Origin of the sequence: Polyangium mundeleinium, from assembly GCF_028369105.1 — a bacterium.
Classification (GTDB): domain Bacteria; phylum Myxococcota_A; class Polyangia; order Polyangiales; family Polyangiaceae; genus Polyangium; species Polyangium mundeleinium.
In genome coordinates this window covers 60,556-76,140 of record NZ_JAQNDO010000001.1, presented here as the reverse complement: position 1 = coordinate 76,140, position 15,585 = coordinate 60,556, and the positions used below count along the sequence as shown (strand labels likewise).

General features: G+C 69.9%; 10 protein-coding genes. 4 read left to right on the top strand and 6 right to left on the bottom strand.

Annotated elements, in window-relative coordinates; all coding sequences use genetic code 11:
• Positions 1 to 2 precede the first annotated feature (2 nt).
• The 4 genes from POL67_RS00310 to POL67_RS00295 form a co-directional block, all read right to left on the bottom strand.
• Complete coding sequence (locus POL67_RS00310) at positions 3 to 3,470, bottom strand: UvrD-helicase domain-containing protein (protein WP_271914185.1); 3,468 nt, start codon at positions 3,468 to 3,470, stop codon at positions 3 to 5.
• Positions 3,467 to 6,712 (bottom strand): PD-(D/E)XK nuclease family protein, encoded by a 3,246-nt coding sequence (locus POL67_RS53405; protein ID WP_271914182.1) that lies wholly within the window; start codon positions 6,710 to 6,712, stop codon positions 3,467 to 3,469. The genes POL67_RS00310 and POL67_RS53405 overlap by 4 nt, the downstream gene beginning before the upstream one ends.
• 93 nt (positions 6,713 to 6,805) lie before the next feature.
• A complete protein-coding gene (gene rtcA, locus POL67_RS00300; RefSeq protein WP_271914179.1) occupies positions 6,806 to 7,834 on the bottom strand; it encodes an RNA 3'-terminal phosphate cyclase in 1,029 nt (342 codons plus the stop codon).
• Positions 7,835 to 7,838: 4 nt separating this feature from the next.
• Positions 7,839 to 9,068, bottom strand: a complete 1,230-nt coding sequence (locus POL67_RS00295) for an RtcB family protein (protein WP_271914177.1) — start codon at positions 9,066 to 9,068, stop codon at positions 7,839 to 7,841.
• Between the two features lie 154 nt (positions 9,069 to 9,222).
• On the opposite strand from POL67_RS00295, the gene rtcR reads away from it, so the two are divergent.
• Both rtcR and POL67_RS00285 read left to right on the top strand, forming a co-directional pair.
• Positions 9,223 to 10,851 (top strand): RNA repair transcriptional activator RtcR, encoded by a 1,629-nt coding sequence (gene rtcR / locus POL67_RS00290; protein WP_271914174.1) that lies wholly within the window; start codon positions 9,223 to 9,225, stop codon positions 10,849 to 10,851.
• A 17-nt stretch (positions 10,852 to 10,868) separates the two neighbouring features.
• Positions 10,869 to 11,663 (top strand): sulfite exporter TauE/SafE family protein, encoded by a 795-nt coding sequence (locus POL67_RS00285; protein WP_271914173.1) that lies wholly within the window; start codon positions 10,869 to 10,871, stop codon positions 11,661 to 11,663.
• Here the strand turns inward: POL67_RS00285 and POL67_RS00280 are convergent, their stop codons facing one another.
• Together POL67_RS00280 and POL67_RS00275 are read right to left on the bottom strand one after the other, a co-directional pair.
• The gene (locus tag POL67_RS00280) at positions 11,664 to 13,172 is read right to left on the bottom strand and encodes an NHL repeat-containing protein (RefSeq protein WP_271914170.1); all 1,509 of its coding nucleotides are present in this window, start codon (positions 13,170 to 13,172) and stop codon (positions 11,664 to 11,666) included. It lies immediately after the preceding gene.
• On the bottom strand, positions 13,169 to 13,717 hold the full coding sequence (locus POL67_RS00275; RefSeq protein ID WP_271914168.1) for a hypothetical protein: 549 nt from the start codon (positions 13,715 to 13,717) through the stop codon (positions 13,169 to 13,171). Before POL67_RS00275 ends, POL67_RS00280 begins: the two co-directional genes overlap by 4 nt.
• Before the next feature lie 196 nt (positions 13,718 to 13,913).
• Here POL67_RS00275 and POL67_RS00270 point away from each other — a divergent pair, with 196 nt between their 5' ends.
• Both POL67_RS00270 and POL67_RS00265 read left to right on the top strand, forming a co-directional pair.
• Positions 13,914 to 14,735 carry an urease accessory protein UreD gene (locus tag POL67_RS00270; protein ID WP_271914165.1) on the top strand — a complete coding sequence of 274 codons (822 nt, stop codon included), beginning with the start codon at positions 13,914 to 13,916 and terminating at the stop codon, positions 14,733 to 14,735.
• A 76-nt stretch (positions 14,736 to 14,811) separates the two neighbouring features.
• A complete protein-coding gene (locus tag POL67_RS00265) occupies positions 14,812 to 15,573 on the top strand; it encodes an urease subunit beta (protein WP_271914164.1) in 762 nt (253 codons plus the stop codon).
• Positions 15,574 to 15,585 lie beyond the last annotated feature (12 nt).

The window sequence follows — 15,585 nt, the reverse complement described above, 5'->3', positions numbered from 1 at the left end:
ATTCAAACCCGCAAGAGCAATGCCGTGCAGGCCTCCCCCGTCGCCCGCCCGATCGCCGTCGCATAAAGTGACACCTGCCGCCGATACACGGGCCCCGCGCGGTCGATCTCGCGGTCGGTCTTGAAATCCACCACGGTCCATCCGTTCGGCTCACGAAACGCGAGGTCGACGATGCCCTCGATCAGCGTCCCATCCTCGGCCATCAGGCTAAGCGGCGTCTCCCGCCGGCATTCGCCGCGCGCCTCGGCCGCGCGTGCCCTCTCGATCACCGGATGCGCGAGCGCGAGGACCACCGCGCGTACCGCCGCCGCCTCCTCGATCTCGGTCGCGCCGAAGAGCCGCGCCGCGAGCGCCGCCGCCTGCTCCACCACATCCCGGTCAGCCGAAAGCGGGATCTGCGCGAGCACCGCATGCACGAGCTCGCCGAAGCGAGCCCCCCCGGGCCGGCCCGCTTCGCGACCGACATCGACGATCGGCACGTCGAGACCAGGCGCTTCGTTCGACGTCTCGGCTCGCTCCGTGACCGTCTGCACCTTGTACAGCGGACGCGCGCCGCGCTCGCGATCAGCCGCGCGCTCCCGGACCCAACGTCGATACGTCTCCAGATCCTCTTCCACGCGGCCAACGGGCGCGTCCTTGCGCAGCATGTCCTCACGGCGCACGCCGAACGCAGGCTCGCGCGCGAGGTCGAGGCGCGTCACGTCCCACCACACGACATCGTGACCGCCGGGCAAAGAATATTCGCCCGGACAAACCGTCGCCGGCCCGCGTGAAATGCCCGGCGGCCGTGACAGGACCGTATCGTCACCGAACGGCGGGCAGCCGGGCGCCGCGTCGGCGGACGGCATCGCGCCCGAGGGAGGCGCGATCGCCGCGTGGATCGGGCCGATCCACGACTGCTCGGGGAACCGCGGATCGTCGCCCACGGCCGGCACGATGACGAGGTCGCGCGCGCGCGTCGCGGCCACGTACACGAGCCGCGTGCCTTCGGCCTCGTCGCGCCGCATCTCGAGCGCCTCGTGCTCCACGAGGTCCAAGGGCGCGACGCTGCCGAGGCGAAGCGCGCAGAGCGAGCGCGAAGCGTCGACGTAGCGGCTCACAGCTTGCGCGCCGAGGCGCGCGGTCACGTCGGCGAGCACCACGACGGGGAATTCGAGACCCTTGGCTCGATGCGCCGTCATGATCCGCACGCCGTCGCCGCCCTCTTCGAGGATCGGCGCTTCGGGCGCGCGGCCGCGCTCGGCGTCCTCTTCGAGTTGCTCGACGAACGCGCGGAACGACGTGCCACCCGAGGCCTCGTAGGCGCGCCCGAGCTCGGCGATGTGCAGCACGTTGGCGAGCGCGCGTTCGCCCGAGGGACGCAGGGCAAACCCTACGCAGGCGCGTGTCGCGTCGCAAAGCTCGGTCACCGTGGTCTCGATCGGCCGGGCGTTTCGCCCCTCGGAGAGCTGCGCGAGGAGCGAGAGCGCGGCGGCGATCGGCGCGAGGTGCGGCGGCAGCGGGGCCTCGGGAATTCGTTGGGGGTGCAACTTCCCGTAGGTGAACCGATATTCGAGCAACGCCTCGTCGCCGACGGCGAAGAGCGAGCCACGCAGCGTCGCGAAGACGGCGAGCTCGTCTTCCGGACGCTCGATCGCGCGCAGCGCCGCGAGCATCGTCTCGACCTCCTCGCGGGCGTAAAACGATTTTCCGCCGACGAGCACGTGCGGGATGCCGCGCGCTTCGAGAGCCTCGACGTAGGCGCGCGTGACGTCCTCGCCGTGGCTCTCGAAGCGGCGGAAGACCAGACAAACGTGCCGCGGCGCCACCGGAACGAGCCCACCTGGCTGATCTCGCTCGGTCACCTTCCAACCGCTCTCGTGCAGGAGCCAGTCGAGGTACGCGCCCACCGCTGCGGGTACGCTCGCTTCGACCGCGGCCGAGGTGAGCCGCTGCTTGCCGTACGGCTCGGGCACGGGCACGCACACGATCGCGGGCTGCTCTGCGATCGCCTTGCGCGCGGGCCGAAGCGGCACGTACCGCGCGGAGAGCGCCTCGCGATCACCCACCATCACGGGCGCGAAGGCCGCGTTCACGAGCTTCTGGATCGCGGGGACCGATCGGAAGCTCGTGCAGAGCTCCACGAAGAGCGCGCCGCGCCGGACGAGCAGCTCTTTGACCTCCTCGTACACGGAAAGATCGGCCCGACGAAACCGGTAGATTGCCTGCTTCGGATCCCCGACGAGGAAGAGCTTCCCGGGCACGGGCCGCACGTCGCGGTAGGCGCGGACGCTCGGATCGTCGGCCGCGAGCAACATGAGGATCTCGGCCTGGAGCGGGTCCGTGTCCTGGAACTCGTCGACGAAGATGCAGCGGTACCGCTCCTGGAACGCGCGGCGCACTTCGCCCTGATCGCGCACGAGGTCGCGCGTGCAGACGAGCAGATCCTCGAAGTCGAGCGCGCCCACCTCGGCCTTGCGCGCCTGGTACGTCGCGACGAGCGCGCCGAGCTCCTCCTGCAAAAGCGCCGCGAGATCCCCGTCAGCCGCGCGCTGAAACCGTTCAAGCGACGCCACGAGCGCCGCGTGCGCCGCGAGCAGATCGGCCCGCGTCGTGTGCGCTCCGTAGCGGGATCCCGCGCCGCGCCGCGGTCGCATGAAGTCGCGTTGCCTGCTGAGGGCGCAGAGCTCGGCCTCGATCTCGTCACGATCCCAGCGATGCTCGCCCTCGGCGCGCAGACGCATGACGAGCGCGCGTGCCGGCTCGGTGTCGCGGTGCAGCGGGTCGTTTCCGTGGAGCGCGCCTTCGCTCGCCTCGGCGAAGGCCGACATTTCCGCGAGGATCGCGTCGACGGCGCGGTCCCGATCGAAGGGAGGCCGCTGCCAGCGCGCGGTGAAATGTCGCCAGGCGATGAGCTCCTGTCCGGCGCGGCGCAGCCTTTCGATCGGCCCGGGGCCGTGCTCACGCCGCCGCAGGAGCCTCCGAACACCTTCCGGCGGGCGGCCGAGGATCTGTTCCAGCCACCGATGGAACGCCTCGCCGTACCGCCGATCCGCCTCGGCCTCGGTCACCACGCGAAACGCCGGATCGACGCCTGCCTCCACGGGACGTTCGCGCAGGAGATCCGCGCAAAACCCATGGATCGTGCTGATCCGCGCCTCCTCCAGATGCGCGAGCGCCCGCTCCAGGTTCGCGCGTTGCGCCTCGTCCGGGGCGAGCCTCCGCGCGCGCTCGATCCCGCTGCGCAACCGGAGCTTCAGCTCGCCGGCGGCTTTTTCGGTGAACGTGACCGCGACGATCTCCTCGATCTCCGCGCGCCCCTCCGCGAGCACGGCGACCATGCGGAGCACGAGCTCAGTCGTCTTGCCCGTGCCGGCCGCGGCCTCGACGATCATCGTGCTCCCGAGCGCACCGCGGATGAGCGCGCGCGCCTCCGCGTCGGCGAGCCCCTCGCCTTGCAGCGCCTCGAACGCGAGCGCGCCTTCAGTCACGGCTCACCTCGGAGCATACGGAGCCGCGTGAACAGCGCGCCGTCGTCGAGCGAACTCTCGTCCTTGCGCGCTGCGCGCCTCTCTTCGTGCGGCCCACACACGAGCCTGTAGCCACACGTCTCACACGCGCCCGATCTCGGCGCGGGCGGGAAAAACCCTTTGTCGATCGCCTCGTCCACGAGCGAGAGCACGCGGACGGCCTTCGCACGCGCCGCCTCGTCGAGCTCGATCACGTGCTCGACATACCCGCCACGTGCGGTGCAGAACGACAAACTCGCGTCCGCCACCGGCTCCTTCCACACCACCTCGTACGCGAGACCGTAGAGCACCGGCTGTAGCACCTCGCCGCCATCGATCACGAGCCCCGGCCGCGCAAAGTTCGCCCCCGTCTTCACGTCGGTCACGCGCGCATGCCCCGTCGCCGCGTGCCGCTCGACCACGTCGATCGCGCCGTGCAGCAAGTACTGCCCCTCGATCAACGCGGCCTCGGCCACGCTGCGTGGGTCCTCGTGCTCGTGCGGCGGCAACCCGAACGCGAGGTCGTACCGCACCGGCCACACGAGCCAGCTCTGATCGGCCACACGCGCGAGCCACGCATGAAGCTCCACCCGCGCGCGCTCGATCTCGTCGCGGAACACGCTCTCCACCGGCGGCAGCGTACGCTCCTCGTGCTCGCGCGCCGCCGCGTCGAGCCGCTCGTCGAGCACCGCCTCGGCCCGCGACAAACCTTCCGGGCCAAACGGCAGCGCCCCTTCCCGCTCCAGCGCCGCGAGCGTCTCGGCTTGCACGCGGTGGAAGAGCACGCCGCGCGAGATCGGATCGAGCCTATCGGGCGAACCACGCCGCTCACGCGCCGGCAGCCGGTGGATCGCCGCCAGTAAAAATCGATACGGGCACGCCGCGAACTTCTCGAGCGCCGTCACCGCATACGGCCGCACGCGCAGCCGGCTCGCCGCGAGCACCGCCGCCGTCGCCGCGGTCTTGCGCACGATGCCGTCATGATGCGTCACGGGTTTGTCCCAGCGCGCCGACCGCGCGCGGAGCGATCGCGCGAGGTGCGGGTTCAAATCGAGCAAGTACTGCGCGCGCCCCGCCGCCTCGGCCTCCTCGCCTCCGTGCAGGAGTCGCCCCAGCATCGCGAGATCATGCTCGGCGTCGTCAATCGCGTCCTCGGGCTCGGCAGGCGCGGGCCACGCGAGCCGCGCGCCCGACGCACTCGCCGCGTCGCGCTCCAGCGCGTCGTGATCGGGCAACGTCCCCGTCGTCGCGCGTCGCACGTCGAGCCCGTAAAACGAAGGCACGCGCGGCCGTCCCGCCGCCACCTCGACACGCGGATACGAAAGATGCACCCGCTCCCGCGCGGCCCCCACGGACAAACGCAGGAGCAGCCGCTCGTTGCGGCTCCGATCTGCCTGCATCCGCAGCGCCTTCGAGATCACGCGCCGGTCTCCGTCGAGCAGGATCGGATCCTCGCGCGGCGCTTCCGGAAACAGCCGCTCGGCAAGCCCGGGGACGAACACCACGGCGAACGAACGACCTCGCGCGAGCTCCGGCGTCCCCACGAATACCGCGCCGTATCGCCTCCCCGACGGCGGCGTCACGCGGGACCCGAGCCGGCCTTCGAGCACGCGCCGCACCTCGTCGAACGACACCGCCGGCAGCTCCGCCATCGGCGCGAGCTCGGACAGCGCGGAGAGCACGTCCTCCGGCTCTTCCAGCGCCATCCGCGCGAGCTTACCGAGCTCCTCGATCCACACGCCCCAGCTCCCGTGATCGGGCAGCAACGCGAGCGCCTCGACGAGCGGCAGCGCGAACCGCGTGAGCTCCGAGAGCGCCTCGATCTCGCGCTCCACCGTCTCGATCCGCGGCGAGCTTGGATCCCGCCGCCGGAGCAACGCGAGCTCTCGTTTGAAGGCTTTTTCGAGGGCCGCGAGCCGCTCGGCCCAGCGCTCCTTGCGCCCGACGATCGAGGCCTTCGTGAGCAGCCGCTCCCACCCGATCGGCGCCGACCGCGCGGGCACACGCGCGCCCTCGCTCGCCTGCTCTCGACGCATCCGCTTCGCCGACGTCTCGCCTTCAAGCAGCGCGCCGAAAAGATCGGCCCGCGGCATCAAGGGCTGCGGCGCCGCTTCCGCCGCGACGTTCTCCTTCGGCATCGGCGCGAGCGACAGGTACTCGGCGAACCGCCGCGGCGAGAGGTCTTCGGCACGGCAGGCGAGCAGCGCGAGGAACGCGCGCCCCGACGGATCCGGCCGCGCGGCGCCGATCGCGAAGTGCGCCGGGATCTTCGCGCGGCGCAGCGCGCTCTCGAGCAGCGCCGCGTACGTGTCCGGCGCGCGCAGGAACACCGCGATGTCGTCGAACGGCACGCCGCGCCGCGCCTCCGCGAGGATCCGACGCGTGATCTCCACACACTCGCGCCCCTCGCCCGGCGCCGAGAAAAACGACACGTCCTCGCCCGCCTCCGCGACCGGCAGCTCCGCGGCGGCGAACAGGTATTGATGCAGCCGCGAGAGCGACGAATGCGACCGCTCGCTCCGATCCGTCACGACCTCCGAAGCGAGCGCCGCGAGCGCCTCCACCGCGCGATCATCCCCTGTCGGCGCCGTCGCGAACGTGACCTCCGCCGCGGCGACGAGCTCTGCGACGAACCTCTCTTCGAGCCGCGACGCGATTGGCACGTCGAGGAGCACGAGCCGCGCCCTTCGAATCTCGCTCGCCTCGCGCACGGCCACCATCGCCGCTGCGAGCACCTCCGCGCGATCGGCGATCCGCGCCCGCTCCCGCTGCTCGTCGTAGCGACGCGCGAGCTCACGCAGATCGCGACGTCTCGGATCATCTCCTCGGATCTCCGCGGGCCCGATGCCCTCCACCCGCAGCTCGCTCAACGTCGCCGCGAGCGTGCTCGCGAAGCTCGGCGTCCGCGCGACCGGCGCGAAATACCCCAGCGCGCCCGCTTCGAGCGCGCTCGCCACCGCGCGCGCCACCACGGCCTCCACGCCGAGCGGCGTGGCCGGCGCGAGCCTCCGCCGCGCGAGCTCCGGGGCTGCGAGGCGCGCCGCGAGTTGCCCGAGCGTCAGCCGATGCAGCCCGAAGATCGCGCCTCGCGACGAACCCACCCGCGCCGCGAGATCGAGCGCCGCCCCGCGGGACGGACCCACCAGGAGCGCGACCGCGTCGGCGTTCCCCTCCCCGAGGAAAACCTCCGCGGCCCGGAGCCGCTCCTCGCTTCGGGGGGACACGAGCAGACGCAGCACGTGCCCGTCATGCCCGGGGTCGGACGCGTTGTCGAGCGTTCCCTTGCATGCCGAGCCCGAGCGCCTGCCCGCTCGCTCCTACCGCCGCATTCCTTTGACCTCGATCACACACGCCTCTGCGCTGCGCTCATCCATCCGCACCTCCGTTCCCAGGAAGGTCCGGATCACCTCGACTTGCGTCCGCGTGTGCCCGGACGGCGAGAGCGTGCGAAAGGCCCCGCCCTCGCCGAGCACCATCGGCAAGAGCAGTTGATCGGCGAGGTGCTCGCCGACGGGAACGCCTGCTTCGAGGTATCGCTTCACCTCCTTCGCGAGCTTCTCGGCCACGACTTCTGCGCGCACTCCGCGCTCGCCGAACGACGCAAAGACCTCCGTCACGTGCTCGCTCTCCACGTCGGCCACGAGCGCGTTGCCCGGCCCCGGGCTGTTCTTCACGACCTCGGGCCGCGCGCACGCGCGATCCCACGGCACCTCCGCGAGGAACGCGTCGACCTCGCGCAGCCCGACCGTCCCCGGGATCTGCGACACGAGCGCGCGGAGCTGCGTCCTTCGCACCTCGCCTCGATCGAGCAGCGAAAGAGCCGCGAGCCGCGGGCACCCCTCCACGGTCACCTCCACGCGGCCCCCGCCGGCCGGGTAAAACCCGTACGACACGAGCCGCGCCGAGATGCTCGCGCCCATGCGACGCACGATCGGCAAGAACGCGCGCTCCACGAAATCGTAGGGCGGCGCCATCGGGTTGTGCGTCCCGCCCTCGAACACGAGCGACGAGTTGCCGGCCGTCGCGAGCAGCGCCGGCAGCACCGTCTGCAGCACGAGCGTCGCGCTCCCCGCGCTCCCGATCGCAAATCGATGCGACCCGTGCTTCACCGCGCCCGGCTTGAACACGAGCTCGCGCGACCCGATCGCGTCGCCTTCGAGCACCGCGCCGCTCACCTCCGCGGCCGCGCGCACGGCCGCGAGGTGCTGACGCATGAGCCCCGGCTTCGACCGCTTCGCGCGGATCGAGTGCACCCGGAACGCCTGACCCGTCACCATCGACAAGGCCAGGGAGGAGCGCAGGATCTGCCCTCCGCCCTCGCCCGTCGCTCCATCCAGCGTCAGCATCGCCTCACCCCTTCACGCACACCACTTGCCGCAGTGTGCGCACGACCTCGACGAGGTCGCGCTGCGCTTGCATCACGTCGTCGATCGACTTGTACGCGCCGGGCGTCTCGTCGATCACGTCCTCATCCTTGCGGCACTCGATCCCCGCCGTCATGCGCGCATGGTCCTCGAGTGAGAACGCCCGCTTCGCCGCCGAGCGCGACATCTTCCGACCCGCGCCGTGGCTGCACGAACAGAACGACTCCTTGTTCCCAAGCCCACGCACGATAAAACTCTTCGCGCCCATGCTGCCGGGGATGATCCCGAGCTCCCCCTCGCCTGCGCGCACCGCGCCCTTGCGCGTCACCCACACATCCTTGCCGTAGTGGTGCTCCTTCGACACGTAGTTGTGGTGGCAGTTCACGGCCTCGTTCATCAGCTCGAACGGCGGCAGAAGCCCCGACTTTCGCACCGCCATGATCGTCGCCTCCATCATCAGCGCGCGGTTCGTCCGCGCGAACTCCTGCGCCCAGGCGAGCGCGCGCCAGTACGCGCCGAACGTCTCGCTCCCATCCGGGATGTAGGCGAGGTCCGCGTCCGGCAAGTTGATGAACCACCGCTTCATGTCCTTCTTCGCGAGGTCGATGAAGTGGCTCCCGATGCGGTTTCCCACGCCGCGCGACCCCGAGTGCAGCATGAACCAAACGTGGTCGCGCTCATCGAGGCAGACCTCGATGAAATGGTTCCCCGTCCCGAGCGTCCCGAGGTGCCCGAACGACGTCCCGCGCCCGAGCGACGGGTTGTCCTTCACGATCGCCTCGTAGCCCGACGCGAGCGCTGCCCACGCCTTCTGCACGCGCTCGGGCGCCTCGCCCCACGCGCCGCGATCGCCGGGCCCGCCGTTGTTCGTGCGACCGTGCGGCACGGCCGCCTCGATCGCGCTGCGGATCCCCTTCAGATCGTCGGGCAACTGCGACGCCGTCAGCGACGTCTCGACCGCGATCATCCCGCAGCCGATGTCCACGCCCACCGCGGCCGGGATGATCGCGCCGCTCGTCGCGATCACGCTCCCGACCGTCGCGCCCTTCCCGGCGTGCACGTCGGGCATCACGGCGACCCACTTGTGGATGAACGGCAGGCTCGCCAGGCGCCGCACCTGCGTCTCCGCCTCGCTCTCGAACGGCACGCCGCGCGTCCAGGCCTTGATGGGCACGCCGTCGGTCTCGAACGTCAGGTGGGTCGTCGTCTCCTTCATGGTCGCCTTGCCTTTCACGTCACGGGTGGACGCGGAGCGGAAGAGCACGCCGCGTGCCTGGCTCCTGGGGCCTTTTTCCGAGCCTGCTCATAGACGCCTGGATAAATTCCGATACGGGGGACGAAGATCGTGCTATCCCGTCGCCGACCTTACCATGTCCTCTCGACCTCTCGTCGTGTTCGGCATCCTCGGCACCTCGCTCGACGCGGGCAAAGGCCCGGCGCGCTGGGAGAAGTGGCGGCCCACGGTCTCGCTTTGCCAGCACGAGGACCTGCTCGTGAGCCGCCTCGTCTTGCTTGCGGAGCCCAAATTCGGCGAGCTCGCCAAGCAGATCGAAGAGGACGTCCGCCACGCCTCGCCCGACACGATCGTAGAGCGAATCGCGGTCACCTGGAAGGATGCCTGGGACTTCGAGGAGGTTTATGCCGGCCTCCACGACATCGCGCGCGCCTATCCGTGGAAACCCGAGCGCGAGGATTATCTCGTCCACCTCACGACGGGCACCCATGTCGCGCAGATATGCCTCTTCCTCCTGACGGAAGCCCGTTATTTCCCGGGCCGCGTCATTCAGACCTCGCCGCCGCGCAAGGAGGGCCGCGGTGGCCCCGGCGCGTATACGATCGTCGACCTCGACCTCTCCCGGTATGACCGCATTGCGTCGCGCTTCTCCCGCGAGCGCCACGAGGGCCAGAGCTTCCTCAAGGCGGGCATCGACACCAAGAATGCCTCGTTCAATCGCCTGATCGAGCGCGTCGAGGAGGTCGCCAAGGCCTCGCGCGCCCCGATGCTCCTCATGGGCCCCACGGGCGCCGGCAAGAGCCAGCTCGCCGCGCGCATTTACGAGCTCAAGAAAGCGCGACGCCAGATCCAGGGCGAGTTCGTCCCGATCAACTGCGCCACGCTCCGCGGCGACGCGGCCATGGCCACGCTCTTTGGCCATAAAAAAGGCGCGTACACCGGCGCCGTCGCCGATCGCCCGGGCCTTCTGCGCAAGGCCGACGGCGGACTCCTCTTCCTCGACGAAATCGGCGAGCTCGGCCTCGACGAGCAGGCCATGCTCCTCCGCGCGATCGAGCAAAAGGCGTTTTATCCGGTCGGCGCGGACCAGGAGGTCAAGAGTGATTTCCTCCTCATCGCCGGCACGAACCGTGACCTCGGGGCCCGCGCGGCGCGCGGCGATTTTCGCGAGGACCTATACGCCCGTATCAACCTCTGGACCTTCCGCCTCCCGGCCCTGCGCGAGCGCCCCGAGGACATCGAGCCGAACCTCGCGTACGAACTCGAACTCGCCTCGCGCCTCCTCGGCGTCAACGTCACCATGAACCGCGCCGCGCGCGAGGCATTCCTCGATTTCGCCGCCTCCCCGCGCGCCCTCTGGATCGGCAATTTCCGCGACCTCAACGCCTGCGTCACCCGCATGGCCACGCTCGCGCACGGCGGCCGCATCACGAAGGAGAACGTCGCCGAGGAGATCGAGCGGTTGGAGCTCGCCTGGGCGAGCGGACGCATTCACCTGCCAAATGGAAGCTCCGCCGGCGGCGGCGAAATCCTCGCCGAGGTCCTCGGCGCCGAGGCCTCCGCGAAGCTCGATCGATTCGACCGCGCCCAGCTCGAAGAGGTCTTGCGGATCTGCCGCGCCTCGCGCACCCTCAGCGAGGCGGGACGCACGCTCTTCGCCGAATCGCGCAAGGAGCGCACCACGGTCAACGACGCCGATCGATTGCGCAAATATCTCGCCCGCTTCGGCCTCGACTGGCAAACCGCGAGCGGACGCTCCACCTGATTCGGACCGAGGCCCCCATGCCGCTCGTCTCCCAGGACCTCGGTTTTTCCAGCCAGAACCCGCTCGCCCTCGTGGCCCTTTTCGCCGTGGGCTTCGTGGCCTCTTCGATCAACGCCGTCGCCGGCGGCGGCTCCCTCCTCTCCTTCCCGCTCCTCATCGCATTCGGCGTCCCCCCGCTCGCCGCGAATGCCACGAATGCGGTCGCCCTCTGGCCCGGCTCGCTCGCGAGCGCGTATGGCTTTCGCGACCAGCTCGCGCGCACAAAACCCTATTTACGATACCTCACGCTCCCGACGATCACGGGCGCGCTCCTCGGCGCGTGGCTGCTCACGCACACGCCCGAGCGCCTCTTCGATTTCGTCGTCCCGCTCCTCGTCCTCCTCGCCACGCTGCTCCTTGCCTTCCAGGCGCGGATCCGCAAGGCCGCGCTCCACAACAAGGCGCGCGTCCCCGTGGCGCTCGGGATCTTCTTGCAATTCCTGGTCAGCGTCTACGGCGGCTACTTCGGGGCCGGGATGGGCATCGTCATGCTCGGCGTCTTTGGCCTCTTCATCGAGGGGACGCTGCACGAGCTCAATGCCATGAAGGCCTGGCTCGGCGTGGCGATTAACCTCGTCGCCTCGATGTTTTTCCTCCGCGAGGGCCTGCTCTGGCTCGTCCCCGGATTCGCCGTCATGGCCGGCGCCATCGCAGGCGGCTACTTCTCGGCGCGCCTCTCGCAACGCGTCGACCCCGACAAACTGCGCCGGGGCATCGTGGTGCTGGGCTTCGCCATGACGGCCTGGTTTTTCCGGGCCGCCTTCTTCCGCTGATCAGGGCGCCTCGGCGGGCCTCCGTACGAGCCTGCGCTCGAGGTGCGAGGTCGGCCCCCAACTCTCGGCCCCCACGCCGAGTACCTCTTGATCGAAGAGCAAGACCACGTCACCGCCTTCGGCCCACGCGACCGCGTGCGCGAAATCGGTCCCGGATCCGCCGAACGCCTTGGCCGAGCGCACCTCTCCCTCGGGCGACAAGACCGAGAGCCAGGCGTCGAGGGTCGACCAGTCAAATGAAGTTCCATCTTGCCACGTGCGGCGGATCCGCTTGGCCGTGAGGGTCGTCCCGCCAACCACCATCTCGGCCTCGAACGTCCCGAAGAGCGCGATACGCCCGCTTGGGTCCACATCAAGGGCCCTCACCTCCTCGTTCTTCGTCCCGCCGAACGACTTCGCCCACAGCGCCGCGCCATTCCGATCGAGCTTGGCAACCACCGCGTCGTCCCCCCCCTTCGATTGCAACGCTTTTCCCGCGAGCTTGATCCCGCCGACGAATCGACCGCCCACGACGAGCTCGCCGCCCGTCGTCGTCCGGAGCACGTCGACACACGCCTTTCCTTCGATCGGCGCCTCCCACGCCTGCCGCCCGAACGGCGCGAACGAGACGACCCGTGCCGCGCCCGAATCCGCGTCGACCCCGCCCGCGACGTACGCGACGTGGACCGCCGACGACCCGTCCGTCGCAATGCGAGGCGCGCGCTCATCGGTCGGGCCTCCCAGCCGAAGCGCTTCGATCGGCTTGCCCTCGGGTGAAATGCGTACGACGAACACGTCGTGCCCGCCAGCGCTTTTGAGCGTCTGGTTTCCTGCCTTCAAGACCCCCGCGAACGTCCCCGCGACGAAGATGTCGCCGGCTGCATCCACCGCGACATCCGTCGCCACCGATTCGCCTCCGAAATCGAGCGCCCACAAGGGCCCCCCCGACGCCCCGCGTTTCTCGATGCGGGCGCGGAATCCCTTCCCTTTCAGCCCGACGGCGACGATATCGGACGCCGCGTCGAACACGACGGCCTTTGCCATCATGTCCTCCCCGACCAAGTCCCATGCCTTTTGCCCCTCACGATCGAATCGCCCGAGCCAGGCATCTCCCGCCCCCGCCACGGCCACGCCCCCGCCCTTGTCGAGCGCGACCGCGCGCGGCGACGAGGCCATGACATGGCCGTCGCCGAGCGTCCGATCGTACCGCGCGGCCGCGTCGCTGAACGACGCCGCGACCCAGCGCAGCCGATCGAACGGCAGGACACACGGCATTCGCCCGGTGCATGGCCCGGAAAAACCATCGAAGCGCGACCCTGGATGCGGGTGCCCAACGATCCGCACCGCCGCGCCTTTCCCCATGACGTCTAGACAATCGAGCCCGCACCCCTCCTTCAACATGGAGATCTTCATCTCGCCGCTCCCGATGCCGTTCATCACGACAACCACCTCGGGCGCGGACGGAGCCCTCGGCGCGGCGCAACCCGCCGCGAGCGCGAGCAAGACCCCGAGGGACGCGACACGCTTCATTGCAAGACCCGCACGAGCGCCGCGGCCCGCGCCCGCACGTCTTCGTTTGGATCGTCCTCCGCCATCGGCTCGGCGATCCCCGCGAATTCGCGCCAGCACGCCTGCTCCATCGCGTAAATCGCCGCCCGGCGCACGCCTGCGTCGCGGTGATTCGCGAGATCCCCGAAGCAGCCGAAGAGCTCCGCATCAAACGTGGGCCCGGCCGTCACCGCGAGCTTGTAGGCCGCCCAGATTCCCTCGGCCTCGGTCCGCGCTTCGCTGCAAAGCGTGAGGATCTCGGCGCGCTCGTACACCGGGAGGCTCCGCCGGATCACCTCGAGCGTGGCCTCGCACCGCGGCCCTTCCACGTCGAACCACTTGAGCCCGAGCCGATGATCGTCCACGTATCGGATGCGGCAATCGCTCGCGGGCGTGGCCCACTCGTAGACGAGCGGCTGATGGTCGAGCGGCTCGATCCGGTTCCACAGGAACCAGTTTCCCGCGGCGAACTGCCGGACCGCCTCCGTTTGTACCCCGTCCTTGAGCAGAAGCCGCCTCGCCTGCATGAGAATCGCCTCCGAGCGCCGATGGTACAGGTCACGCCCGGGACGTCAATCCCGTCGCCAGAAGATGACGAGGTGCGGCAATCGTCTGGCTCTGTACGCGTCCGCAATCCGCCTTGACGCCCGCTCCCTCTCGCGGTGCAATCGTTGTCCCCTCGCCATGCACCGGCCCGGATCCATACCGCCTGCCTCTGCCACCGTGCCTGGTGCCGGATCGATCGTCGTCGAGCGCGTCGCCTCCGCGTCCACGGTCCTCAGCGCGCGCGCGTCCGCGCCGCTCAAGCTCCTCGTCCCGCGCCCGCGCGGCGCATCCGCGTGGGCGTATGCGGCGACCTTCGGCGGCGGCTTGCTCGCGGGCGACTCCATCGACCTCGAGGTCCGCGTCGGCCCCGGCGCGGCGGCGCTTTGCGCCACGCAGGCCTCCACGAAGGTCTACAAAAGCGAACTCGGACAATTGGCTTGCCAAACCTTGTCGGCGACGGTCGACGAGGGCGCCCTTTTTGCCCTGCTCCCGGATCCGGTTTGTCCTTTTGCCGGCGCCGTCTACCAGCAGCGCCAGCGGGTCGAGCTCGCGCCCGGCGCCTCCCTCGTCCTCGTCGATGGCCTCGTCTCGGGCCGCGCGGCGCGCGGCGAGCGGTATGCATTCACCTCGTACCGGACCGTCACCGAGGTCGTCCAGGAGAACCGCCTTCTCGTGCTCGATGCGCTCACGCTCGAAAATACCGCCGAATCCACCATTGCCGAACGTATGGGGCGGTTCGATGCGTTCGCGACGGCCGTCCTCGTCGGCCCGCAGGTCGAGACGGCCGCGGCCGCCCTCGTCGAATCCCTCACGCGTACGCCCCTCCGCTCCCCGGATCACGCACGAAACCCCCTGCTCGCGACCACGAGCGCCATCCCCGGAGGCGCCGTGCTGCGCGTGGCGGGCGAGGAGCCGGAAGCCGTCGCGGCCTTCCTCCGCACTTCCCTCGCTTTCCTCGCCTCGCTCCTCGGTGACGATCCCTGGGCGAGAAAATGGTAGCGCCCGAAAAACAAACTTGACGCGGCGCGTCGATGTGGTGTAATCGAGAGTTGGGCGGGGGGCTCCCGGTGAGGCCATGCATCTCTCTCCTCGCGAGCTCGACAAGCTGCTTCTTCATAATGCCGGCTTTCTGGCGCAGAAGCGCCTCGCCCGCGGCGTGCGGCTCAACGTGCCGGAGAGCATCGCGCTCATCGCCACGCAGCTCCTCGAATTCATTCGGGATGGGCGGCGCGTCGAGGAGCTCATGGACCTCGGGCGCAAGCTGCTCGGACGCAATCAGGTCCTGGAGGGCGTGCCGGAGCTCGTGACCGAAGTGCAGGTCGAGGGCACGTTCCCCGATGGAACGAAGCTCGTCACGGTCCACCACCCCATTGCGGCCGAGCACGGCGATCTCGGCCTCGCCCTTTACGGGAGCTTCCTCCCCGTGCCCGATCGTTCGCTCTTCGCCGAAGCGCCGAGCGGGCCCACGCCGGGGGAAATTCTGCCTGCGGAGGGGACGCTCGTGCTCAACGAAGGCCGCTCGTCGATCTCGCTCCGCGTCACGAACCTGGCCGACCGCCCGATCCAGGTGGGCAGCCACTACCATTTCATCGAGGCGAACCCGTACCTGCGCTTCGACCGCGAGAAGGCCTATGGCCGGCGGCTCGACATCCCGGCGGGCACGGCCGTGCGCTTCGAGCCGGGCGAGACGAAGACCGTCTCGCTCGTGGAGATCGCCGGCGAGCGAATCATCCGAGGTGGCAATGCCCTCGCCGACGGCCCCGTCAGCCCCGAAGGCCTCGCCCGCGCGATGGAGCGCGTCCGCGCGCTCGGCTTCGCCCACGAAGCCGAACCTTGACTCGATTTCTCG

Coding starts and splice junctions, on each gene's coding strand:
- rtcA (WP_271914179.1), bottom strand. CDS start 7,834: ATGCTGACGCTGGATGGAGCGACGGGCGAGGGCGGAGGGCAGATCCTG.
- POL67_RS00295 (WP_271914177.1), bottom strand. CDS start 9,068: ATGAAGGAGACGACGACCCACCTGACGTTCGAGACCGACGGCGTGCCC.
- rtcR (WP_271914174.1), top strand. CDS start 9,223: ATGTCCTCTCGACCTCTCGTCGTGTTCGGCATCCTCGGCACCTCGCTC.
- POL67_RS00285 (WP_271914173.1), top strand. CDS start 10,869: ATGCCGCTCGTCTCCCAGGACCTCGGTTTTTCCAGCCAGAACCCGCTC.
- POL67_RS00280 (WP_271914170.1), bottom strand. CDS start 13,172: ATGAAGCGTGTCGCGTCCCTCGGGGTCTTGCTCGCGCTCGCGGCGGGT.
- POL67_RS00275 (WP_271914168.1), bottom strand. CDS start 13,717: ATGCAGGCGAGGCGGCTTCTGCTCAAGGACGGGGTACAAACGGAGGCG.
- POL67_RS00265 (WP_271914164.1), top strand. CDS start 14,812: ATGCATCTCTCTCCTCGCGAGCTCGACAAGCTGCTTCTTCATAATGCC.